Origin of the sequence: Moraxella nonliquefaciens (genome assembly GCF_001679005.1) — a bacterium.
In the GTDB taxonomy this organism is placed as follows: domain Bacteria; phylum Pseudomonadota; class Gammaproteobacteria; order Pseudomonadales; family Moraxellaceae; genus Moraxella; species Moraxella nonliquefaciens.
This window is the reverse complement of the sequence record NZ_LXTW01000032.1, coordinates 159,095-182,675: the sequence shown is the minus strand read 5'-3', so window position 1 is coordinate 182,675 and position 23,581 is coordinate 159,095. Positions and strand designations below refer to the sequence as shown.

General features: G+C 42.1%; 21 protein-coding genes. 13 read left to right on the top strand and 8 right to left on the bottom strand.

Translation table 11 applies throughout. The features are described from left to right. The first annotated feature begins 85 nt into the window (after window positions 1-85). The 6 genes from argF (at window position 86) to purH (ending at window position 6,279) form a co-directional block, all read left to right on the top strand. The gene (gene argF / locus A7456_RS07930; RefSeq protein WP_067009952.1) at window positions 86-1,000 is read left to right on the top strand and encodes an ornithine carbamoyltransferase; all 915 of its coding nucleotides are present in this window, start codon (window positions 86-88) and stop codon (window positions 998-1,000) included. Between the two features lie 95 nt (window positions 1,001-1,095). Next, window positions 1,096-1,941 (top strand): serine O-acetyltransferase, encoded by an 846-nt coding sequence (cysE, locus tag A7456_RS07925; protein WP_066887577.1) that lies wholly within the window; start codon window positions 1,096-1,098, stop codon window positions 1,939-1,941. A gap of 44 nt (window positions 1,942-1,985) precedes the next feature. Beyond that, window positions 1,986-2,912: a 50S ribosomal protein L11 methyltransferase gene (gene prmA, locus A7456_RS07920; protein ID WP_067009363.1), complete on the top strand. Its 927-nt coding sequence runs from the start codon at window positions 1,986-1,988 to the stop codon at window positions 2,910-2,912. 132 nt (window positions 2,913-3,044) lie between these two features. Next, window positions 3,045-4,157 (top strand): DUF3426 domain-containing protein, encoded by a 1,113-nt coding sequence (locus tag A7456_RS07915; protein ID WP_067009360.1) that lies wholly within the window; start codon window positions 3,045-3,047, stop codon window positions 4,155-4,157. A gap of 175 nt (window positions 4,158-4,332) precedes the next feature. Further along, window positions 4,333-4,587, top strand: a complete 255-nt coding sequence (fis, locus tag A7456_RS07910) for a DNA-binding transcriptional regulator Fis (protein WP_067009357.1) — start codon at window positions 4,333-4,335, stop codon at window positions 4,585-4,587. A 99-nt stretch (window positions 4,588-4,686) separates the two neighbouring features. After that, window positions 4,687-6,279, top strand: coding sequence for a bifunctional phosphoribosylaminoimidazolecarboxamide formyltransferase/IMP cyclohydrolase (gene purH, locus A7456_RS07905; RefSeq protein WP_067009354.1), 1,593 nt, complete (start codon window positions 4,687-4,689; stop codon window positions 6,277-6,279). Between the two features lie 37 nt (window positions 6,280-6,316). On the opposite strand, the gene A7456_RS07900 is transcribed toward purH, so the two are convergent. The 6 genes from A7456_RS07900 to A7456_RS07875 form a co-directional block, all read right to left on the bottom strand. Beyond that, entirely contained in the window at window positions 6,317-6,985 is a 669-nt protein-coding gene (locus A7456_RS07900) for a trimeric intracellular cation channel family protein (RefSeq protein ID WP_067009351.1), read from the bottom strand. A gap of 144 nt (window positions 6,986-7,129) precedes the next feature. Further along, window positions 7,130-7,663 carry a hypoxanthine phosphoribosyltransferase gene (hpt, locus tag A7456_RS07895; RefSeq protein WP_062499153.1) on the bottom strand — a complete coding sequence of 178 codons (534 nt, stop codon included), beginning with the start codon at window positions 7,661-7,663 and terminating at the stop codon, window positions 7,130-7,132. Window positions 7,664-7,782: 119 nt separating this feature from the next. Next, window positions 7,783-8,127, bottom strand: coding sequence for a hypothetical protein (locus A7456_RS07890; protein WP_067009348.1), 345 nt, complete (start codon window positions 8,125-8,127; stop codon window positions 7,783-7,785). Between the two features lie 13 nt (window positions 8,128-8,140). Next, entirely contained in the window at window positions 8,141-9,073 is a 933-nt protein-coding gene (ttcA, locus tag A7456_RS07885; protein ID WP_406946787.1) for a tRNA 2-thiocytidine(32) synthetase TtcA, read from the bottom strand. A 186-nt stretch (window positions 9,074-9,259) separates the two neighbouring features. Continuing rightward, entirely contained in the window at window positions 9,260-12,040 is a 2,781-nt protein-coding gene (rlmKL, locus tag A7456_RS07880) for a bifunctional 23S rRNA (guanine(2069)-N(7))-methyltransferase RlmK/23S rRNA (guanine(2445)-N(2))-methyltransferase RlmL (protein WP_067009342.1), read from the bottom strand. A gap of 195 nt (window positions 12,041-12,235) precedes the next feature. Continuing rightward, on the bottom strand, window positions 12,236-13,420 hold the full coding sequence (locus tag A7456_RS07875) for a mechanosensitive ion channel family protein (RefSeq protein WP_067009339.1): 1,185 nt from the start codon (window positions 13,418-13,420) through the stop codon (window positions 12,236-12,238). 600 nt (window positions 13,421-14,020) lie between these two features. Between A7456_RS07875 and asd the strand changes: the two genes are divergently transcribed. From asd to A7456_RS07835, 7 genes are all read left to right on the top strand, one after another. Next, the gene (gene asd, locus A7456_RS07865; RefSeq protein WP_067009333.1) at window positions 14,021-15,160 is read left to right on the top strand and encodes an aspartate-semialdehyde dehydrogenase; all 1,140 of its coding nucleotides are present in this window, start codon (window positions 14,021-14,023) and stop codon (window positions 15,158-15,160) included. Window positions 15,161-15,414: 254 nt separating this feature from the next. Further along, window positions 15,415-16,899 (top strand): type IV pilus assembly protein FimV, encoded by a 1,485-nt coding sequence (locus tag A7456_RS07860; protein WP_067009330.1) that lies wholly within the window; start codon window positions 15,415-15,417, stop codon window positions 16,897-16,899. A gap of 58 nt (window positions 16,900-16,957) precedes the next feature. Next, the gene (locus A7456_RS07855; protein WP_067009328.1) at window positions 16,958-18,841 is read left to right on the top strand and encodes a FimV/HubP family polar landmark protein; all 1,884 of its coding nucleotides are present in this window, start codon (window positions 16,958-16,960) and stop codon (window positions 18,839-18,841) included. A 110-nt stretch (window positions 18,842-18,951) separates the two neighbouring features. Next, window positions 18,952-19,923, top strand: coding sequence for an asparaginase domain-containing protein (locus tag A7456_RS07850; protein ID WP_145916105.1), 972 nt, complete (start codon window positions 18,952-18,954; stop codon window positions 19,921-19,923). 6 nt (window positions 19,924-19,929) lie between these two features. Further along, a complete protein-coding gene (gene truA / locus A7456_RS07845; protein WP_067009322.1) occupies window positions 19,930-20,736 on the top strand; it encodes a tRNA pseudouridine(38-40) synthase TruA in 807 nt (268 codons plus the stop codon). A 63-nt stretch (window positions 20,737-20,799) separates the two neighbouring features. Further along, the gene (gene infA, locus A7456_RS07840; protein WP_029102801.1) at window positions 20,800-21,021 is read left to right on the top strand and encodes a translation initiation factor IF-1; all 222 of its coding nucleotides are present in this window, start codon (window positions 20,800-20,802) and stop codon (window positions 21,019-21,021) included. After that, a complete protein-coding gene (locus A7456_RS07835; protein ID WP_067009319.1) occupies window positions 21,011-21,664 on the top strand; it encodes an esterase/lipase family protein in 654 nt (217 codons plus the stop codon). Before infA ends, A7456_RS07835 begins: the two co-directional genes overlap by 11 nt. Window positions 21,665-21,690: 26 nt before the next feature. On the opposite strand, the gene A7456_RS07830 is transcribed toward A7456_RS07835, so the two are convergent. Then, window positions 21,691-22,890 carry a TIGR03862 family flavoprotein gene (locus tag A7456_RS07830; RefSeq protein ID WP_067009317.1) on the bottom strand — a complete coding sequence of 400 codons (1,200 nt, stop codon included), beginning with the start codon at window positions 22,888-22,890 and terminating at the stop codon, window positions 21,691-21,693. Next, the gene (locus A7456_RS07825; protein ID WP_082995506.1) at window positions 22,880-23,551 is read right to left on the bottom strand and encodes a class I SAM-dependent methyltransferase; all 672 of its coding nucleotides are present in this window, start codon (window positions 23,549-23,551) and stop codon (window positions 22,880-22,882) included. The genes A7456_RS07830 and A7456_RS07825 overlap by 11 nt, the downstream gene beginning before the upstream one ends. Window positions 23,552-23,581: the final 30 nt, after the last annotated feature.

Here is a 23,581-nt window from a genome sequence, read left to right as displayed (position 1 = left end):
TATAATCATATTTCATCTTTTTTATGTCTTTATGTGATGCAATGTGATGCCAAAACACAAAAGACAAAAACACACAGGGAGTTTTATGAACGTTCGCCATTTTTTGACTTTACTTGACTTATCCAAAGATGAACTTCGCACACTCATCAGCCGTGCCAGCGAGCTTCGCCAAATGCAACACAATGGCGAGATTTATCGTCCTTTTGTTGGTCGCACCCTTGCCATGATTTTTGAAAAATCCAGCACTCGTACCCGCATCTCCTTTGAGACAGGCATGGGGCAATTTGGTGGTCAAGCACTTTTTTTATCACCCAATGACACTCAGCTTGGGCGTGGCGAACCAATAGAAGATTCGGCGCGTGTGATTAGCTCCATGACCGACATCGTCATGATTCGTACATTTGCCCATGAGCGTGTGCAGAGCTTTGCCAAACATTCATCCGTGCCTGTCATCAACGCCTTGACCGATGATTATCACCCTTGCCAACTGCTTGCTGACATGCAGACCTTTTTTGAACACAGAGACGACATCAAAGGCAAAACCGTCACATGGGTTGGCGATGGCAATAATATGTGTCATTCATACATTTTGGCGTCCGAACAATTTGACTTTCATCTAAACATCGCCACGCCAAAGGGCTATGAGCCAAACAGTGAACTTACCGCCCGATACGCCCATCGCCTAACCTTGACAAATAACGTTGCCGATGCAATCAAAGATTCGCACCTTGTGGTTACAGACGTATGGGCAAGCATGGGACAAGAGAGCGAACAAAAACAACGTGAAGCCGATTTTACAGGCTTTCAAATCACACCCAAACTGCTGGACATCGCTGATAAAGAAGTGCTATTTATGCACTGCCTGCCTGCTCATCGTGGCGAAGAGATAAGCCATGACCTACTAGATGACCCCCGTTCGGTCGTGTGGGATGAAGCACAAAACCGCCTACATGCCCAAAAAGCACTCATGGAATTTTTGTTAAAAGATAAGATTAAATGAGTTTGGCGTGTGCGTCAATAAGACAACTCAAACAAACCCTATACTCAACGAGATTTTGATGATAGAATAAGCGATTTTAAAATACATTATTTATCATGAGTATTTTCTCCAAGCTAAAAAATCTAACCTACGCCATAGATGATGATTTAAGTGCGGTACTAGAACGAGACCCTGCTGCTCGCACCAAAATTGAGATTATCTTGACCTATCCTGGCATTCATGCGCGCACCCTGCACCGTGCATCTCACAGCCTTTGGCAAGCTGATTATAAATTTTTGGCAAGGGGGTTATCTCACTTGACACGCATGGCAACAGGCATTGAGATTCACCCTGCTGCCAAGATTGGTAAACGATTGTTCATTGACCATGGCATGGGGGTTGTCATCGGTGAGACAGCAGAGATTGGCGATGATGTTACTTTATATCATGGCGTTACCTTAGGTGGTGTGTCATGGGAGAAAGGCACAAAACGCCATCCCACACTTGGCAATCATGTCGTGGTTGGAGCAGGGGCGAAAATTTTGGGGGGTTTTAGCGTGGGTGATAACACCAAAATCGGCTCAAATGCGGTGGTTGTCAAATCCGTTCCTGCAAATGCTACCATGGTTGGCTCAGCGGCTCGCATGATTAATAAAAACACCAAAAACACCCAAACAGAACTTGACACCAACACACAAGCAAATAAGCCCAACGCCTCTGATGGTGATATCTACCCAGAATCTACCAATGATGGTTTTAATGCTTACGGACTAAGCCCCAATAATGCCGACCCTGTGGTAACAAGCATCGCCAAATTACTCGCTCATATTCAAGCCCAAGATAAGCACATTGATGCCTTACAAAACGCCATCTGTCGCCTTGACCCTGATTTTTGCAAATCCAACATTGACAACCTTTACAAAGATGATTTGACAATTTTAAGCGATGATGATACCAAATAACCCCCAAAACCCAACTTAGCCCATTTAAACAATAGGAAGAACTTATGGCATGGCAACAAATTCACCTACAACTGACCAAAGAGCAAGTTGAACTTGCCGAAGCACTGTTTTATGAAGCCCAAGCGGTCTCTATACTGCTAGAAGATGCAGGCGATGAACCACTATTTGAGCCCATGCCGGGCGAAGAGCCATTATGGGGCGATGTGGTGCTAACCGCCATTTTTGATACCAATACCGATGGCAGATGGGATGACACCAACTTTGAGAGTCTTGCCCATAACATCGCCGCCCAGGTGGGAGCAAGTCGTGTATGGCTGTCGGTGCTTGATGATAAGGATTGGACTTGCGAGTGGATGATTCATTACAAACCCATTCAATGTGCTGGCAATCTGTGGATAGTCCCCAAATGGCTAGACGCCCCCAACCCAAACGCCATCAATCTTATCCTAGACCCAGGGCTTGCCTTTGGTACAGGCTATCACGCCACAACACGATTGTGCCTTGATTGGCTTGCTGGGCAGGATTTGACCGATAAAATCATCATTGACTACGGCTGTGGTTCAGGCATCTTGGGGGTCGGTGCATTGCTGCTTGGGGCAAAACAGGTATTAGCGGTTGATATTGACCCTCAAGCACTGCTTGCTACGCACCAAAATGCCAAACTAAATGGCGTTGAAGATAAAATGTTGATATTTTTACCCGAAGAATTTAAAACCCATCAAAAAATGCACAACATTCTTGCTGACACCATTACCGCCAATATCTTAGCCAAACCACTCATTCATTTTGCACCGTTTTTTACCACTTTGTTAAAAAATAAAGGCAGTATTGTATTATCAGGGCTGATTGAAAATCAAGTAGATGATGTCATGATGGCGTATCAACCCTATTTTGACCTTGACATGCCTTACCATTATGAAAACAGCGAAGACCGCCATTGGTATCGTTTATCCGCTATTAAGCACAGCTGAGCGGATTAAAATTGTCAAGTACGTAACAATTTAGTAGCATAAAGAAAAGCAATCTGTACTGTTTTGGATAATATTATCAATAACATCACAAAACATTCTCTCACCTTGGTCTAAATTGGATTTAATAAAAACATGAGCAATCAAACCCAATGCCCCCATTGTCAAACAACTTACCCCATGCCCACCACCAAACTTGGCGACCCCGATGCTCGTGCCAAATGTGGCAAGTGTCAGCAAGTGTTTTTTTTAAATGCCAATTTGGTAAACAGCTCATCTGCTGCCCAAACCAAACAGCCAGATCCCACCCCACAAGCGACAGCCCATAAAACCCAAACCACAACAGACCCACAAGAAAAAATCACCCCAAAACGCACCAAACGTACCAAACGCACACTTACCGAAGACATGATTCATGATGATATGGACGGTGTTGAAGAGAATAAACCTAAAACTGTTTTGGGTGTGTCATTTGATAATGACGAACTGGAAAATTTTTTAAAAGATAACATCAATTTTGCTCCAACGACTGCCAAAAGCACCAAAGATGAATTGGCGGATGACGAAGGGGATGATTGGGCTCATGATTTACTCAATGATACAAAGCCTGTTAATACCGCCCAAACAAGCACCACCAATACCAAAGCCAAAACCAGCCCCATTGAAAATAATACCAGCCCCATTGAAAATAATGTTGACTTAACCACCATCATCCCTGTTGCCACCCCCAAACCCAAAAAACCAATCAAAAAAATTTGGTCAAAAAAACCAACCTCCCAACAGCTTGCCACCAAAAAATCTTTGGTATCACAGTTATTATGGCTTCTTGGGTGCTTATTACTCATCGGTTTGCTTGTGGTACAGTATGCCTTATTTAATGTAGATAAACTTGCTAAAAATCCTGAAACTGCCAACTTTATTTACACGGTCTGCAATATTATCTCTTGCAGTGTTCCATCAGCAAATTTAGATGCTTTATCAATCACATCATCTTTAAAAAACCAAAAAGACATCATCATTGACATTGCCAATAAAACCAACTCAGAACAGCTGTTTCCTTATTTATTGGTACAGCTTAAAGACAGTCAAGGTGTGGTCGTGGCGGACTTTGTGGCAGATACCAAAGACTATCTTAGCCAATCTCAAACCACCCTACTTGCCAACCAACACAAGCGAATCATGCTCTCAGTCTCAGAAAATTCTGCCCCCAAAGTAAGTACGGTAACAGTAACACCATTTTATCAATAAAACCAATTACAGGTAATCTATAACTTGTCAAATGATGGCAATTGTTTTACAATAATTCTAACACCCATTGTTAATGGTAGATACATTGTTAATGGTAGATAATAATAGGATTGATAAAATTTTAACCTGCCACTGTGATACAATGACAGGTTAAGTAGACATAGGAGCTGTTGTAATGACCCCCATGCACCCCAACCAAATAACCACTGTGCTACATGATGAAGTAACAAAAGCGGTTGAACATTATTTGGCTCACCTAAATGGCGAGAATACCGCCAACATGTACGAGATTTTTTTACATGAATTTGAAAAACCTTTATTGATGACGGTCATGAAACACACACGTAACAATCAATCCAAAGCTGCTCAAATGCTCGGACTCAATCGTGGCACGCTTCGCACTAAGCTAAAAACGCATGGTTTGTTATAATCACCTAATTTGTTGCACCCGTCATTTTGGCGGGTTTTCGTTTTGTTTTAACCACATTTATCACTCACCCTTTAACCCTGCAACCTAAAAGGTATTTTTATGAAAAAATTCGCCCTACTCTCCGTCTCTGACAAGACAGGCATTGTAGAATTTGCCCAAGAGTTATCCACCTTAGGCTTTGATATTTTATCCACAGGCGGTACATTTAAACTTTTGACCGATAATGGCATTTTTGCCACCGAAGTGTCTGCCCACACTGGCTTTGCCGAAATGATGGATGGACGAGTTAAAACCTTACACCCCAAGATTCACGGCGGTATCTTAGGTCGACGCAAGCTAGATAGCGATATCATGGCAGAACACGGTATTGATGCCATTGATATTGTTGCGGTCAATCTATATCCCTTTGGTAAGACCATTGCCAAAGATGATGTTACCATGAGCGATGCCATAGAAAATATTGACATTGGCGGCCCTGCAATGGTACGCTCATCTGCCAAAAACCACAAATACGTGGGGATCATCACAAGCCCTACCGACTACGCCATCGTCATAAACGAACTCAAAACCGATGGCAGGTTATCAGACAGTACTCGCTTTGATTTGGCAGTCAAAGCCTTTGAACATACCGCCAATTATGATGGCATGATAGCAAATTTTTTAGGGTCAAGGCTTTTGGATAAAGGCGAGACACTAAGCGATGATGCCACTGCCAAAACCCAATTTCCACGCACCTTTAATATTCAGCTTAACAAATCCCAAGAACTTCGCTATGGCGAAAACCCCCACCAACATGCCAGTTTTTATATAGAAAATGGGGCAACAGAAGCATCCATCGCCACTGCCAAACAGTTACAAGGCAAAGAGTTATCCTATAACAATATCGCCGATACTGATGCCGCCTTAGAATGCGTCAAATCCTTTGCCAAACCTGCCTGCGTGATTGTCAAACATGCCAATCCATGTGGCGTGGCGGTATCACTTGATGGCATTTTGGATGCTTATCATCTGGCCTACGCCACTGACCCTGAGTCTGCTTTTGGGGGCATCATCGCCTTTAACCGCAAACTTGATGTTGATACCGCCAAAGCCATCATTGACCGCCAATTTGTAGAGGTTATCATCGCCCCTAGTGTGGCAGATGGTGTACTTGATATCACCTCTACTAAGAAAAACATACGTGTGCTTACCTGTGGTGAATTGCCAAATATCAACGAACGCACCCCACAACTTGATTATAAACGTGTGGGTGGCGGACTACTTGTCCAAGAGCAGGATTTGGGTATGATTGACAAATCAAATCTTAACGTTGTTACTGATGTTGCCCCCACTGATACAGAGCTTGATGACTTGATTTTTGCATGGAAAGTTGCCAAATACGTCAAATCCAATGCCATCGTCTATGCCAAAAACCGCCAAACCATCGGTATTGGTGCAGGGCAAATGAGCCGTGTCAACTCTGCTCGCATTGCCGTTATCAAAGCTCAGCATGCAGGACTGCCTGTTGAAGGGGCGGTTATGGCATCGGACGCCTTTTTCCCATTTAGAGACGGTATTGATAACGCCGCCAAAGCTGGCATTAAATGTATCATCCAACCTGGCGGTTCTGTGCGTGATGATGAGGTCATCACCGCTGCCAATGAACATGGCATTGCCATGGTCTTTACTGGCATGAGACATTTTAGGCATTGATATTGACAGACAACCCAAATAAGCCCCGTCTTGGGGTTTATTTTTTACCTTCATTTTTTATAAGCCATCCTACCATACGAATGCTTGGCAAATGCCAATCATGGCGTATTGCCAACATTCGTACACCAAATACCACCATCAGCATGGCAAGTTCAGAGAGCCACGCCATCACACCCAACCGCCAAAGCCCCAAATATGTCAGCGACCCGATGATACAGGCAGTGATGTAAATCTCTTTTTGTAGTACCATCGGTAACTCTTGGCAAATCATATCTCGCATGATACCGCCTGCGATGCTGGTCATCACCGCCATCATCACAGCAATCGGTGGTGGTGCTCCTGTGGACAAAGCCACTGTCAATCCAATCACACTAAACGCCGACAATCCAATGGCATCAAAGAATTTTAATACGCCATTGATACGCACCGTAGGACAAAAAAATATTTGGCACAGGATGGATGTCAGTGTGATGGTAAATACATAATTTAAATCCATCATCCAAAACAGGGGATATCGGTCAAGCATGACATCACGAATCGTTCCACCACCTATGGCATTCACCATAGATACCAAAACACAACCAAACAAATCAAATCCTTTACTCATGGCAAGCATGGTGCCTGCCACCGCACAGGCAATAATCCCAATAAAATCAAATACATAAATCAAACTTGCCGTATCAATCAGCAAAGCCAACTCTATCATCGTTAAACCATCATCAAAAAATCGGACATGATGCCCGATTTATTTAAAATTTTAAAAATAAGTTAGGGCATGCCTATCTTTGGTAAAAGCCATATTCTATGAAAATGTTATAAGTAATGGGCATATCCCATATAAATCAATAAGTTATGACAACCCAATCTCACCAATAAAGGGTAAATGGCGGTATTTTTGTTCATAATCCAAACCATAGCCCACAATAAAACGGTCTTCAACCTCAAAACCCAAAAATCTCACGTCCATATCTATCTCACGGCGAGATGGCTTGCTAATTAGCGTACACAGTTCAATAGAATTTGGCTCACGGGTCTGTAAAATTTCCACAACTTTGGATAATGTACGCCCCGAATCAATGATGTCTTCAACAATCAACACATCTTTACCACGAATATCACCATCCAAATCTTTTAAAATCTTGACATCGCCACTAGATACCGTACCTTTGGCATAACTGGATGCTGTCATAAAATCAAACTCATGTGCTTTATCAATCGCTCGGCATAAATCCGCCATAAAAATCACCGAACCACGCAAAAGACCAATTAAAATCAGCTCTTTATCACTGCTTGCATAATGAGCGGTGATTTGTCTACCAAGCTCGCTCACTTTTTGGGCGATTTCATCACTACTAATCATGACGTTTAGATTTGCTATGGTCATAAAACTACCTTTTGGTTTTGTTGAAATTGATTTAAATTTGATGGTATATTGGTGCGTATGCACCCTACCACTCTTGATATTAAAAAGTGAAATAAAATATCACCCACTTATGGAAGTCATTATCTTATGGAAATCATCATCGCTGGCGAATATATCGCCCAAACAAAGGCTAAGGCGATTAAAAAAGACAGCACAAGCACCAATAGCCCAATATGCCATTCTTTTTTAATGATTGCCATACCGCCAATGATTAAATTAAGCTTTGGGATTAGCCAAATGGCTTTTGCTTGTGTGATTGACAGCATAAAAGCCGTATAAGGCACAATCTCAATGCCAAAACTCTCCCACATTCTGAGCAGTTTGTTTAACTCGTGTGGGTCATAACCGCCAAGCAGATAGATAAACATACCTTGAACGCCCACACACATCAGCAGTAATATGATAAACAGTGCTTTTATTATCATGCTCGGCTCACAATCAATCAATAACAGGATTTATCGTTGGAATTTTGTTGCTAAATTTAGGATTAAAGGTCTGCACCTGTGGAGCAGTTGGCAAACCAATATCAGCAAGTTTGTCCGCCATACCCACCTGAATGTTATCGCCCTCAAACAGTCTTTTATCGTCTGTCCGCTTGGTTTTTAGGCTTTCAAAATCAAACAGTTCTCGGTCAGCAAGCTGGCTTGGGGCGACATTTTGTAACGCCCTAAACATACTTGCCAAACGCTTTGGATGGGCGTTGTCCCATTCACGAAGCATGTCATTTATCATCGCCCGTTGTAGGTTTTCTTGTGAGCCACACAGACCGCAAGGGATAATGGGAAATTGTTTATAATTGGCATATTTGATGATGTCCTTTTCAGCAACATAGGCAAGCGGACGAATAAGCACATTTTGCTTATCATCAGATAATAGCTTAGGGGGCATGGCTTTTAGACTGCCACCATGAAATAAATTTAAAAAGAATGTTGCCAAAATGTCATCACGGTGATGACCGAGTGCAATCTTGGTTGCCCCAATTTGCTTGGCAAAGCCGTACAGCGAGCCCCGTCTTAGACGTGAACAAGCTGAACAGTAAGTCTTGCCCTCTGGCACGACTGATTTTACGATGCTATAAGTGTCCTTTTCTAGGATATAATGTGCAATGCCCTGCTTAGATAGGTATTCAGGCAGGATGTGTTCTGGAAAATTGGGCTGTTTTTGGTCAAGATTAACCGCCACGACATCAAAATCAATCGGAGCAATGCGTTTTAAAAACAGTAAAATATCAAGGAGCGTAAAGCTATCCTTACCGCCTGAGATACACACCATGACGACATCGCCATCTTCAATCATGTTAAAATCACGAATCGCCCATGATACTTCTTTACGCAGTTTCTTTTGTAGTTTTTTAAAGCGGGCAGATGCGATGCCATCATCAAATTCATGCTCATCATCGTCATTGGTATTGGTTTGTCGGTCGCTGTCAGCAGATAAGGCATGAATGCTTTGGGCATGGTTTTCTACATCGTTTAGGGTTTCATCGTTTAAGGTTTGGCTGTTGGTCATGGCTGTTCTCAAATTTTTGCTATTTGGTTTGGTGCGTCAATCATTTCATCATGATTTTGGTTTTAGCACATATTTTTTGGGTTGGTTTGATTGATTGGTTTGGGCGTTATTTATGGGTATGGCAACCAATTTACCATCAATCTTTTCATAGCGTACTTTTGGCTTGTCTGACTTAACAGGTTCATTATCATAAAATCTGTCTTTGCCTGTTTGTCTTTTATCAAATGACTTTTTGTCATTATTTTTAAAAGTGTCTTTTTTAAAGCTATCTTTTCTATCATCTTTTTTAAATCGTGAATTGTCTGATTTATCTTTAAATGATTTATCAAAAGATTTATCAAAAGACTTTTTAAATGCTCTGTCTTTTGAATGTTTTATCTCGCCTTTTTTATGATAACCGTTTATTTCATCTTGCCAATCGTCATTCACCGTATCAAACGCACTTTCAAATTCATACACTTTCATCATTTGATTTTTGTGCGTGATTTTAAAACTTTGATGAATGGGTTTTTTAAGATTAAAATCCACGCCAATGGTTTTATCAGTGATGGGGGTTACCTCATAGCGAGATTTAATCTCATCGTCTAACACAAATTTGGTAAAGTTATTGCTAAAATACAACACGCCATTTGGGGCAAGGCGATTCATGGCACGGCTTATCAGGGCGACATGGTCTCTTTGCACATCAAAAGTTCCTTGAAACTTTTTAGAATTTGAAAAGGTCGGCGGGTCAATAAATATTATCTCAAACTGCTCGGTGTTATTTTTTAACCAGTCAAACACATCGGTGGCGATGAACTGATATTTTGGCGTATTATCTGACGTCGTAGCAGTCAAATCAAGTCCGTTTAGGGCAAAATTTTGCTTACCCCAATTTAGATAATTGGCAGACAAATCCACACTCGTTACCGACTTTGCTCCGCCCATTGCTGAATGCACGCTGGCGGTACAAGTATAGGCAAATAGATTTAAGACGTGTTTGCCACGGCTGGCGTTTTTTATCATTTCACGAATATTACGGTGGTCAATAAATAATCCTGTATCCAAATAATCGGTAAAATTGACATAGAGATATGCCCCATGTTCATAAGCGACATACATTTTTTTGGATTTTTGATTATCTTCTTTAATATTTTTGGTATATTGGTCATTACCTGATTGTCTCATGCGTGTTTTGATAAAAATACTTTCACGTTGCACATTGAAAATCTTACGAATGGCAGACAAAACCAAATTAAACCGAGATTTGGCAACATCGGCGGGGATTTGTTTTGGTGGGGCGTATTCTTGCACATGAATCTTATCGCCATAAATATCAATTGCCACGTTATAATTGGGTAAATCAGCATCATAAATTCGCATGTTGCTAATATGATTTTTTTGGGCATGTTTTTTTAGGTTAATGATATTTTTTTGTAAGCGATTGATGAATTCTTGACTGTCAGGATGATTAATCTCTTTTTTATGAAAATTTACAATCAATTCATGCATCAGACAGTCGGTTTTGGTAAAATCTATCGCCCCATGACGAAAATAAACACTCAATGCCCCATTGTGGCATTTTAAGGTGTTTGGCTTACTGATGGGCAAGGTGTCAGCGTGTTCAATGTGGCTTGCCAACACCGCCATATCCGCACGCCCCACATGACGTAAACCATCCGCCATAATAAGCCCCAAGCCGTGATATAAAGGTTTGATAAAATCACTCTCACCCAACCGTTCACCATAAGGGGGATTGGTAATGACAAGAGGATAGGCAGTATTTATCTTCGTCAATACCTCTTTGGTGCTGGCAAGCGAACGCTGTTCTAGGCGGACGTGTTGAGCTATGGGAGCAAGGGCGGAGGCCATCAAGTTCTTGTGGCAGGCACGCACAGCATGAGCGTTGGCATCTAAGGCAAGGGCGATAAAATCACCTTTGATAAGCTCTTGTTCTAAGCGCGCAAGATTGGCATGAAAATTATTTAGGGCGGTGTTGGCAAGGGTTTGCCACAGATTGTCATCATGATATTGCCAATGATAAAAACCAAAATCACTCGCCTTTTTGTCAATACCCACAGGATAGGCAGTTTTCATGAGTAAGGCTTCGGTGATGAGTGTGCCAGAACCACACATGGGGTCAATGATGGCAGTATGTTCACCCTTGTGCCATTGACATTCATAGAGCAAAGCGGATGCAAGGTTTTCTTTTAAGGGAGCATCTGTATTTGCCACACGATAACCCCGCTTGTGCAAACTTGTGCCTGATAAATCCAAATACAGCTCGGCAAGTTCATTTGTGGCGTGGGCATAAATATGAAAATCTGGGGATTTGTCCACATTTGGTCGCTTGCCTAACTTTTCATTAAAGCAGTCAGCAACAGCATCTTTGATACGCAAAGTGGCAAATTGTTGGTTTACCGATAGGCGTTTATCGGTAGATAAGCGTATGGCAAAAGTGTTATCCACACCAAACATACTTGTCCAATCATAACGACTGGCAAACTCATACAAGGCCGTGGGTACATCTTCATCAATGACTTTGGTCTCAATCGTGCGAGTACTTTTTTGACCACCATTTTCACGCACCTGATTGATGGTTTGGGTCTTTTGGCGAAAATAATACTCACCAATTGGCAATAACACACGGCTTGCCACACGGCTATATAGGCAAATCTTATAAAAATCAGCAAGCGATACATTCACACGCACACGCCCCATTCGTACAATCTGCCCGACCAGAGCAAATAAGTCAAGCTCTACTAATAGAGCATTTTCAAGACCATCTGCACAGGTGATGATAACATCAAAAGCGGTGGAGGTAAAATCAGCAAAGGGTAGTTTTGGCATGGTGTGAACTTAGATTATAAAGGTTTAGGCTGTTTTGGGACGTAAGGGCTTTGAAAACCGAGTATTATAGCACAGTTTAACACGGATGCGGTAGTCAATATTGGTCTGTATGCCCATTTAAATCATTTGTATTTGGAGGGTGTTTGGCATGTAATTTTATTTTTAAATTCATCCAAACAAAGCCATAACTGCTTTTTATGGCACTTTTATGGTGCTGTCGTCATTTTTCTTAATATCTTTATCTGATGCTTGATTTATTAGCGCTAAGTGTTTTTGTGTGTCTTGATTTGGGCGATTAAATAATATCTCTTGATGAGGATAAGGCGTTTTAAACCCTGCTTTATCTAAGGCTTTTTTGATGCGTTCATTGATATTTTCTTTAATGATTGGAATGCGGGCAACCGATAATGGAGCAATCCAAAAACGCACAATAAGATAAATGGCATATTCACCCACCTCACTCACAGTTACCATAGGAGAGGGGTGTTTTAAAATCACCTCATCTTTGCTTAATGTTTGGATAATAATCTCTTTGGCATACGCCAAATCATCATATAAACCAATTCTTGCTTTAACATCAAATCTTATCATCTTTTTGGAGGTTAAGTTTATCACCTCTGATGATGACATGGTGGCATTAGGGATGATAATAATGATATTATCACGGTCTAAAATCTGCGTAGCTCTAAGTGAGATTTTAACCACTCGCCCCTCTATTTCACCGAGACGAACCCAGTCGCCAACTTGAAAAGACTGTTCTATCAAAATGGTAATACCAGCGATGAAGTTAGCAAGGGTACTTTGGGCAGCAAAACCCACCGCCAAACCAACAATACCCAAGCCTGCCACAAGTGAGACAATGTCAAAACCAAACTGAGCAAGTACACTTGCCAATGCAAAAACAATAATCAGCACCAAAATCAAGTTTTTAAGAAGTTGTTCAATGGATGCGTTGAGTTCATAATAGCGTAACACTTTGGTAACCATTTGTCCACTGGTTGCCCACATCACATAATAAAAACCCGCCCAAGTCGCCGCTTTTGCTGTTGCCTTAATGGTCTCTGCCTGTGTGCCAATCTGTGTCATCACCGCAAGCAAACTTGTCACAAACCACATATAACGAAGCACCGCACGAATAATCCAAACATGACGCTGTGATAAGTGTAATGGACGACGACCATGCTTTAACAAATAAACAAGAAGCCAATAAAAAAACCCAATAATCACCATCAAAATCAATATTTTAATACTGGTACTGGCAACAGCCATGCCCCGCTCTGCCCAGTTTAGGGTCTCATCTTCGAGCGAACCACCGAGCGACACATACACGCTTTGGTACAAATCATTTAGGATTTTTTCAAAAAAATGGGGCAGGTTCATAAGTTGATAATGGATGATGATAAGATAAGCAACAGCAATAGATAATAAACCACACCATGACAGATATGATAAAATTTATGGTAAAAATAACATGGTTTAAAATTACCGATTATAACACAAAGCCGATGGTATTAAAAAGCATTTTAGAAAAATATCCACCCAAAATCTTTTATTGTGTTATTAAAGCGATGAACACGCCCCACTTTTACCAAGCCCATCAGCACCAGTTAATATTTTAAACATCCAAAAAATCGGAGTTTAAAGTAATCTGTGATAAAAAATAATTTTATTATAAACGAACATCTCCAAATCGCACAAAAACAAATCCAACTTATCACTAAGATGGAGATGATTGGCATTAAACGGTGACATAACCGCTATTATTTTGGTTTTATCAATTAAATTTTTGTATTATAAATTTTGGTAAGCGATTAAATTGATAAGCAATTGCTGGTATTTGTGCAAGAAAGCATCAACTATCATCAATTTTACTGACCTTTACCAGAAAAAATTGATAAAATCCAACAAAAACACTTGCTTTTTTTGTTCAAAAAAGGCATAGTTATCATTTTCTCTTAGACAGATATAAAGGTGTGCATTATGGCAGAAAAATTAACCGTGGGCTTTGTGGGTTGGCGTGGCATGGTCGGTTCGGTGTTGATGAATCGCATGATTGAGGAGAATGATTTTAAACACATCAATCCTGTATTCTTCTCAACAAGTAACGCAGGTGGCAATGCTCCTGACTTTGATGGCAAGATAGACAATACTGGCACATTAAAAGATGCAAACGACATCAACGAACTTGCCAAATGCGATGCCATCATCACCTGCCAAGGGGGCGATTATACCAAAGCGGTACACCCTGCCTTGCGTAAAAGTGGCTGGATGGGTTATTGGATTGATGCAGCAAGCTCACTACGTATGGATGATAACGCCATTATCATTTTAGACCCTGTCAATCGTAACGTCATCGATGATGCTCTGGCACAGGGCAAAAAAGACTTTATTGGCGGTAATTGCACGGTATCGCTTATGCTCATGGCAATTGGGGAGTTGTTTCGCCGTGATTGGGTGGAATGGGTGTCTGCCATGACCTATCAAGCAGCATCAGGGGCTGGAGCAAATAACATGCGTGAGCTTATCTCTGGCATGGGTGTGCTTCATGACAGTGTCTCAGATAACCTATCTGACCCCGCCTCTGCTATTTTGGAGATTGACCGCACCATCGCAGACACTCAACGTTTAGATGATTTCCCCAAACAACACTTTGGGGCGGTGCTTGCAGGCAGTCTCATTCCTTATATTGACAGTCAGCTTGACAATGGTCAATCTCGTGAAGAATGGAAAGGTCAAGCCGAAACCAACAAAATTCTAGGCAAGAACAGCGGTGAGCTCATCAATATTGACGGCATTTGTGTGCGTATCGGAGCAATGCGTTGCCACAGTCAGGCCTTGACCATTAAACTCAAAAAAGACATTCCCCAAGATGAGATTGAACAGACTTTAATTAACAGCAAAAACCCTTGGCTTGATGTTGTTCCCAATAACAAATCTGACAGCATGGCACGCCTCACCCCCGTGGCAGTAACAGGTACATTGGGTGTGGCAATCGGTCGCCTGCGTAAAATGAATATGGGTGGTGAGTATCTGACCGCCTTTACCGTGGGTGACCAACTGCTTTGGGGTGCCGCTGAACCACTTCGACGCATGCTTGGCATCATTCAAGGCAGAATTTAACTCAGGTTTAATCAGGTCTAATCAATGGGTTTTGCTCTTTAAGCCAAACCCATTGCAGATTTGGGTTTTATTTTTGCAAAGATTGTAAACTTTTGCAAAAATCTTGCCATTTACCTACATTTTAATACCATATATTTGCAAATTATCAAAATAAACTGGCAATTTTTGCCATATTTTGTTATAAATACACCATAAAACCGTTTGTATAATGGTTCGTTTTTTATTCGTATTTGACAACCCTTGAAAGGATAACTATGTCTTGGCATAAAACTCACCGCACTACTGTCATTTATCAAACAGTACTTGCTTCGTTGTTTGGTATGGTAAGCCTAAATGCTTCTGCCATGAATTTGGGTCAAGCCAACATTACATCGGCACAACATGAACCCTTATCTGCCACGATAAATGTTACCAATATCAATGCAGCGAATTTCCACGCATCCATCGCCAGTAACGACATTTACCGTCAAATGGGTCTAAGTCCTGATGCTCAGATTTCGGTTAATTTTGTACCCACATCAAACAATGCAGGTCAAATCACCCTAACCTCCAATCAACCCATCAGCACCCCTTTTGCCGATGTTGTACTAAACCTAAACAACAATGGCGAGCAAATCATCAAACCACAGACCTTGCTCATGCCTTTACCTGCCGCTACCGCTTTTACCCTACCTGAAAACAAGCTAACGCAAGTGGTAACCGCCAAAACCAGACCCGAACTGCCCAAGACCAGTCCCACCATCAAAACACCTGATGATATTATGTTATCTGAAGAACCAATCACTCAGATGACTGACCAAGGCACGTCTGTGCTTGAACCGGTACCGACCGCCATCGGTGTCAGTGAAGGTAATATCATCGCCAAAGAAGAGTCGGTATTATCCCAAATTACCCCCGAAGGCACCAACAAACAAGTTGATATCCTGACCGAAGAGATTGTTCGTCGCGTCTATCCTGTTGGGCAAGTACCACCGACGCCCATGGCAACAACTTTTGATGAAGCACTTATCATCCAAGATGCCACAGAACAAAATATCACACAATCAGATGTCATAGCAGAACAACCAACATCAAAACCCAAACACACCCAAACAACAACACCATCCCAATCAGATCAGGTCATCTATGTCGTACAACGAGGCGACAGCTTGTGGAGTATTGCCAATATTATCGCACAAGAAAACAACATGAGCGTCAACGAGGTGATGAATGCCCTTCATAAAACCAACCCTGACGCTTTTAATAAAGGTAATATCAATCAACTCAAAACAAATGCTAACTTAACCCTACCCAATTATCAGGTCGTGCCATCACAAAAAGCGATTGCTCAGGCTATTGAAGCCAAACGTACCAGCAAAAACCAAACCGTAACTGCAAAACAAACAAATAAAAGTAGCACAAGGCAAACCAAAAATGACACGCCTAGACGTAGCAGTCAAATAACTGCCAAACCCGCTCAAAAAGCCCTACCAAAAGCTCAGATGACCTTAGTAACACCCACACAGCAAGGCAGTGCCACAGGCACTAACATCAAACCCACATCCAGCACTGTGGCAGGGACAGCTGACGGTAATTTGGCAGGCACTCTTAAAAATACACGTCAGCAAACCGCCACCAATGCCAAACGTGTCAATAGCTTAAATGAAGAGCTGTCATCTGCTGCTAGAAAAGTTCAATTACAAAACCAAAGATTGGCTGAACTTGAAAATCGTCTAAAAAATCTCAAAGACAAACAATAATTAACAAGGGTAACGTCCCAAGTCTACTTAGAATCAGATTTAACAAATTGGAGTTATTATGCAAACCATGATTATTGCCATTGGCGCTGTTGTTGTGATTGGTATTGTGGCATTTTTTGTATTAAAAAAATTACAAGCCCAGAAATTACAATTACCCACAAATCCACAACCCCACTTGCCCACACAGCAAGATTCTGTAACACCTGTGGCACCTACACCAAATACTGCCGATGAGCTTGCTACCGCCGATGCACACATACGCAATCAAAACTACCAAGAAGCGATGGCTGAACTCAAACGTGTATTGATGACCAATCCACGTCACAATGGTGCTTTGCTTAAACTACTACAAACTTATGGCATCACCAAACAGTTCGCCGCTTTTAATCAGCTCCATCAAAAAATTCATGAAATCGGTGATGATGAGACCATTCGTGAAGCTGATTTTTGTAAATCTCTGCTAGAAGAAGAGATGGCCAAAACAACAGCTTTAGCATCAAATCCACAGTCAACATCAAATCCACAGTCAACATCAAATCCACAGTCAACATCAAATCCACAGTCAACATCAAATCCACAGTCAACATTTGAATATTTGGATTTTGACTTGGCAGATGAACCCAAACCCACCGCCAAAGTAGAACCTACTGATGACCTTGACAGTGCATTTGAATTTGAAACACCACAACCTCCCAAATCAGCAACCAAACCCTCCGCTGATAGCAATGATTTTGACCTAAACTTTGATGTTTCTCCACAAAAGATGCAGTCTACTACCACGCCTGCTTTGGAAGAACCTGCCTTAGGATTTGATGACTTATCTTTTGATGAGCCATCTGGCATGCCATCGACCAACGAGTCAACGCTTGATTTTGATGATCAAGACCCAGATACAAATCTAGATACACACTCAGATAACATCTTAAACAACGAACCAAATAATAATCCAAATTCTGATGAATTAGATGAATTGGATGCACTTGATTTTAACTTTGACACACCCAGTCCTGCATCCACTTCAAGTACCAGTCCTGTCAGCTCTGAGGAATTGGATTTTGACTTTGACCTGACAGATGAACCCAAACCTACCGCCAAAGCAGAACCTACTGATGATTTAGCACTGGATGGCATTGACTTTGATATCAACCAACCATCCACATCTGCACAACCTGCCACACCATCGCAAGCTGATGTATCGGACTTTGGTGATTTTGACTTGTCATTTGATGTCCAACCCACACCACAGGCAAATGCTGATGACGGACTGGATTTTGATGGTCTTGATGCTGACTTTGACCTGACAGATGAACCCAAACCTACCGCCAAAGTAGAACCTGAATCTGTTGCCCCCAGTACCGATTTTGCTGATTTTGACCTAGAATTGGATGACACGCCAACGCCCGAGCAAATCTCTGATGATGCTAATGACAGTTTAGAATTTGACGGTCTTGACTTAGGATTAGACACCCCATCAACTCAGTCCACAGCATCAAAGTCAGTTGCACCAAAGCAAGATACCACAATGGCATTTGATGCCAAAGAATTGGCATTTGATACGATGCCTACCACCGAAATAAGCAATCTTGATTTTGGGGATTTGGATTTTGCCGAAACACCCGCCGCTACCACGCCAACAGCGACATCCGAAGATGCCAGCTCTGATTTGGCAGAACCTAACAGACCCACCCCAAAACCAGAGCCATCAACCCAACCTACAACCACTGCATCTTCTGCGCCAGAATCCGCCCAAACAACAAAGGTGCTATCTGAGCTAAGCTTTGTGGACAGTCTTGATAACACAGAAGTAACATTCAATCTTGCCAAACAATATCTTGACCTTGGCGAGTATGACAGTGCCAAACGCCTACTTGATGAAGTGATACAAACAGGCAGTACCACTCAGCAACAAAATGCTCGTGAATTACTGACTCAATTGGCATAAACCTGCCAAAACAATCCTATTACAATAAAGGCATGTCTTAGGTCATGCCTTTTTGCTTTTTTATAAAAAGCGTGCTATGATTCACCCAATCATTTTACACTCAGATCATCATGCCCTATCAATCAGACAATACTCACCTTATTTATGCTGGCGGTACTTTTGGCGGTCATGGCACACCTTTATCACCCTTGCCTGCTCATAAATTTCTACCTATTTTACAAGATTTATTAAATGAACGATCAGACAGCAGACCAGTCATTTTGGATAATGATTGCATCAAAGACAGTAGTGCTTTAACCCCTGCTGACTTTGTTTATTTTTATGAACTCATCAATACCGCCCACACACAAGGTGCCAGACGATTTGTACTCATCACAGGTACAGACACCCTAAGTTTTTTGGCAAGTTTTTTATTTCATGCCTTTGCTGGCAGTGATATGTCTTTGGTCATCACAGGCAGCATGAAACCGCTCCTTATCGCAGATGACTTTAATTATCAAATAGATACCACAAGCGATGCTTGGCACAACTTATCAGATGCCATCAATATTAGCCAAACTCAAAAAGGTGTTTTTGTTCAGTTCTACCATCAAACCTTTTGGGCGGATAATACCCAAAAAATAGACAGTCTCAACCCCAACGCATTTTATGGCACACTCATCAGTCATCAAATTTTGACATACCCCCCAATTCACACTCAATCTACCGATACTATCAGACATCACGCCAATAGTGTCAATATCAAAAGCATCTTTTTACTTCCCAATGATACAGACAATATCGCCCAAGAGTTGGTCAATATCAGAGGCAATACCACTGCTGTCATACTCATCGCCTTTGGGGCTGGCAATCTACCCAAAAGCGATGCCATCACTACCGAACTTGACCGATTGCATGAACAAAATATCCCTGTGGTATGTACCACCATGTGTCCTTTTCATGGCGTGAGTGCCACTTATGCCGCAGGCTCTTGGCAATATGCTCATCATGTGTGGTCAGGGGGGAAATTGAGCATTCCTGCCATCTATGGGCGATTATTGTGGTTGGCGGTAAATCATGCTTTGTATCGTGATAATTGGTGATTGACAGTGAGTTTACAAATATATGCCATTGGCATTGAGTTTATTGGCACGCATTATAAAGGCTGGCAACGTCAGCAGCGGGTAAGTAGCATTCAAGCCTGCCTTGAAAATGCCATCTCCAAAGTCGCCAATGAACCTGTGGAGGTTATCGCCGCAGGTCGCACTGATGCAGGGGTGCATGCAGGTAACATGGTCGCCCATTTTGTAACTACTGCCCATCGCACATCCCATCAGTGGCTTCGTGGTGTGAACACTCTACTGCCCGACGACATTGCCCTAACGTGGATTACCCCCATGCCAGATGATTTTCATGCACGCTTTGGTGCCATTGCTCGTCGTTATCGCTATATCACCCTAAACCAACCTTATCGCCCTGCCATTTTGCACCATCAAGTTACTCATTTTTATGAACCACTTGATATAGATGCTATGGTAAAAGCAAGTAAATTTTTACTTGGTACGCATGATTTTAGCAGTTTTCGCTCATCTATGTGCCAATCTAATAAACCCATCCGAGACGTCCATCACATTCACCTGTTTAAACATGGAGCATATCTTGTCTTAGATATTCAAGCGGATGGCTTTTTACATCATATGGTGCGTAATATTATGGGCATGCTTTTTGCTGTCGGTACAGACAGACTTAATACCGATAAGTTGCCTGCACTCATGAATGCCAAAGACCGCTCACTACTCCCACCCACAGCAGATGCCGATGGTCTATATTTTATCAATGCTTACTACCCTAAGAGGTTTCAAAGAATGCTACCAAAACAACCTTTAACCCCACTCTGGCTTGGTTTATTAGACTAACCCCATTGCTATTTTATGCAATTTGCACTATAATGCTACTTTTATCTTTATACTATTTGACTTATGGCAAAAAAAGACGACATCATCGAGTTTGAAGGCGAGGTCATTGACACGCTCCCAAATACCCTATTTAAAGTCCGCCTTGACAATGGACATGAAATTATCGCCCACATTTCAGGTAAAATGCGTAAACACTATATCCGTATTTTAACTGGCGATAAGGTTAAGGTTGAGATGACTCCTTACGATTTATCCAAAGGTCGCATTACCTATCGTGGCAAATAAACCCACCACGCTCATTTTACATGGTTTACACCAAACCAGTTTGATTGTTTATCCGCTTGCCAGATACATTCGGCGAGCGGGTTTTGTCGTGCATACACCTAACTATCACAGTTTAGGTCAAGATATTTTGGCACACGCCAAACGCCTAGATGATTATTTGCTTACCCATCACAACCCCAAAGAACCCATCAATCTTGTGGCTCACAGTTTGGGCGGATTGGTAGTTCGGCAGTTTTTACATGACCATCCTAATTGGCAAGTTCATCGTTGTGTGTCTCTTGGTACGCCCCATCAAGGCAGTGTCTGTGCTACATATGTCAGACGTACGCTGCCATTTTTGATTGGAAAGTCTTACATCGGAGCACTAGATGGTACTTGTCCAAATGTGCCTAAACATGTGGCATTTGGTGTGATTGCAGGGAATAAACCCCAAGGTTTGGGCTTGCCATTTTTAAATCATCACAATCGCCACTACCGCACTCAACATGGTCATGATGGTACAGTATTTTTATATGAGACCGAACTGCCATCCGCCACTGACCGCTTGATTTTACCTGTTACCCATACAGGCATGTTGACCAGCTCCGCTGTCGCCAGCCAAGTGGTACATTTTTTGGAATACGGTAAATTTAGACGGGCTTAGCCTATCTAGGGTGTGCTTTTGGCTTTTTAGCTTGCCTTTATCGGTTGCAATTTTAAAAGCTGAGCCACGCCACGCCCCACCGCCTGCCCTGTGGCAAAACATGCCGTCAAAAGATAACCACCCGTTGGAGCATCAAAATCCAACATTTCACCACAGACAAAGACAGCAGGGTTGGATTTGAGTTGCAAAGCATCGCTTAATGCTGACCGCCGAACACCACCTCCTGTACTGATGGCTTCATCCATCGGACGAAAACCATCAAACGTAATTGGCAGGCATTTGACAAAATCCGCCATACGTGCATGATTTACCCAATCTGCTTTGTCGGTACATTCACGAATTAAGGCGATTTTAATGTCATCTAAGCCAATTTTTCGTAAAATGTTATTCAAAGATTGCTTTTTATTTTTTAAAAATATTCGGGCGATGTCATCTGGGGACTTATCGGGTAACAAATCCAAATACACTTTTATCTTGTCATGACATGCACGCATGGCTTTGTTGTATTTATAAATCAGTCCACTCTCCATGCCATAATACGTGATGATGATATCACCCCAAGATGCAAGTTCGCCATCTGTCCACAGTCTCACCCTTTTTAAGGGCTTACCAAAAAATTTATCCATATAAGACGACCACACCCGTACCACACCAACATTGCTGGCATACAGTGGTGTCAGTTCATCATCAGACAGCCACGCCTGCCATGTTCCTGTTGCACCCAGTCTCTCATACGAACCGCCACCGCATGCCAGTATAATGACATCAAAGACCTGTTCAAATACCACCCCATCATGAACCAATTGTACAACATGACCATCAATCCCCAAACATTCATGGCGATAAAAAATCTGCACACCTCTTGTCATCAAGCGATACAACCACGCCCTTACAAATGCCGATGCTTTCATCTGCACAGGAAAAATCCGTCCACTTGAACCAACATAGGTCTTGATGCCCAGCCCAGCCATCCAATTCACTATCCACGCATTATCACAGGTCTGTAAAAAAGGTGTCAGCCAGTCAGATGGTGTATAACGACTGGTAAACACAGTCATCGGCTCAGCATGACTCACATTAAGTCCGCTCTTGCCTGCCCACAGGATTTTACGAGCTGCACTGGGCATTTGTTCGTAGACACAAATATCCACATCATAAGCAGACAAATGCTCTGCTGCCATCAGACCACTTGCTCCTGCCCCAATGATGGCAACCTTAGGTCTCATCCATTGGCATCCATGATAAATACAGGGGCAGGGTTTGATCAAAACGAGTACGATAACCACAAGGTTTGGTAATGATAAGCTCTTGGCAACACTCACCTCGTGCCAGATATTTAATCTCAAAATGCGTACGCACAGACGTCGGCTCTATCTGCCTTTTAATGTAAGGTAAGTGCCACACATTAGCCAATAATTGTTCAGCTTCGTCAATATAATCCCTGACATTGCTTGCCAAAATAATCTGTCCACCATCGCTCATTTTAGACAATAACAGCTCAAAAAATGGCATGTTTAAAAAACGCTGATTTTTGTTTTTAGGTTCAGGATTTGGGTACAAGATAAAGCAGGTTTGGATTTGTCTAGGATGAACTGCAAAAGCTGTCCAAGCAATGGCATCGGCATGAATGACACTAAGATTGGGCAGATTTGCCTTGCCAGCATGTTTGTCAAATGCTTCAAATTTTAGGGCGGTACGCTCTATGGCATATAAATGTTTATCAGGATTTTGACTGGCAAATAATAAGGCATGCTTGCCCTTGCCTGCTCCGATTTCAAGACAAATGGGCAGGTTGGTGATGGGCAAAAAATCCCTAGGTGGACACAAATGACCCAAATGAAAAGTTCGGGCAAAATGATGGGATAATGGGTGAGATAAAATAGACATGGTTGATTTACGATGGATAATAAGGGTTAT

Bases quoted from the DNA above. Each gene is read 5' to 3' on its own strand.
- A7456_RS07860 (WP_067009330.1), top strand. From the start codon at position 15,415: ATGTCTTGGCATAAAACTCACCGCACTACTGTCATTTATCAAACAGTA.
- asd (WP_067009333.1), top strand. From the start codon at position 14,021: ATGGCAGAAAAATTAACCGTGGGCTTTGTGGGTTGGCGTGGCATGGTC.
- cysE (WP_066887577.1), top strand. From the start codon at position 1,096: ATGAGTATTTTCTCCAAGCTAAAAAATCTAACCTACGCCATAGATGAT.
- A7456_RS07825 (WP_082995506.1), bottom strand. From the start codon at position 23,551: ATGTCTATTTTATCTCACCCATTATCCCATCATTTTGCCCGAACTTTT.
- A7456_RS07850 (WP_145916105.1), top strand. From the start codon at position 18,952: ATGCCCTATCAATCAGACAATACTCACCTTATTTATGCTGGCGGTACT.
- infA (WP_029102801.1), top strand. From the start codon at position 20,800: ATGGCAAAAAAAGACGACATCATCGAGTTTGAAGGCGAGGTCATTGAC.
- A7456_RS07890 (WP_067009348.1), bottom strand. From the start codon at position 8,127: ATGATAATAAAAGCACTGTTTATCATATTACTGCTGATGTGTGTGGGC.
- A7456_RS07875 (WP_067009339.1), bottom strand. From the start codon at position 13,420: ATGAACCTGCCCCATTTTTTTGAAAAAATCCTAAATGATTTGTACCAA.
- A7456_RS07900 (WP_067009351.1), bottom strand. From the start codon at position 6,985: ATGATAGAGTTGGCTTTGCTGATTGATACGGCAAGTTTGATTTATGTA.
- argF (WP_067009952.1), top strand. From the start codon at position 86: ATGAACGTTCGCCATTTTTTGACTTTACTTGACTTATCCAAAGATGAA.
- A7456_RS07830 (WP_067009317.1), bottom strand. From the start codon at position 22,890: ATGAGACCTAAGGTTGCCATCATTGGGGCAGGAGCAAGTGGTCTGATG.
- purH (WP_067009354.1), top strand. From the start codon at position 4,687: ATGAAAAAATTCGCCCTACTCTCCGTCTCTGACAAGACAGGCATTGTA.
- prmA (WP_067009363.1), top strand. From the start codon at position 1,986: ATGGCATGGCAACAAATTCACCTACAACTGACCAAAGAGCAAGTTGAA.
- fis (WP_067009357.1), top strand. From the start codon at position 4,333: ATGACCCCCATGCACCCCAACCAAATAACCACTGTGCTACATGATGAA.
- A7456_RS07915 (WP_067009360.1), top strand. From the start codon at position 3,045: ATGAGCAATCAAACCCAATGCCCCCATTGTCAAACAACTTACCCCATG.
- rlmKL (WP_067009342.1), bottom strand. From the start codon at position 12,040: ATGCCAAAACTACCCTTTGCTGATTTTACCTCCACCGCTTTTGATGTT.
- A7456_RS07855 (WP_067009328.1), top strand. From the start codon at position 16,958: ATGCAAACCATGATTATTGCCATTGGCGCTGTTGTTGTGATTGGTATT.
- hpt (WP_062499153.1), bottom strand. From the start codon at position 7,663: ATGACCATAGCAAATCTAAACGTCATGATTAGTAGTGATGAAATCGCC.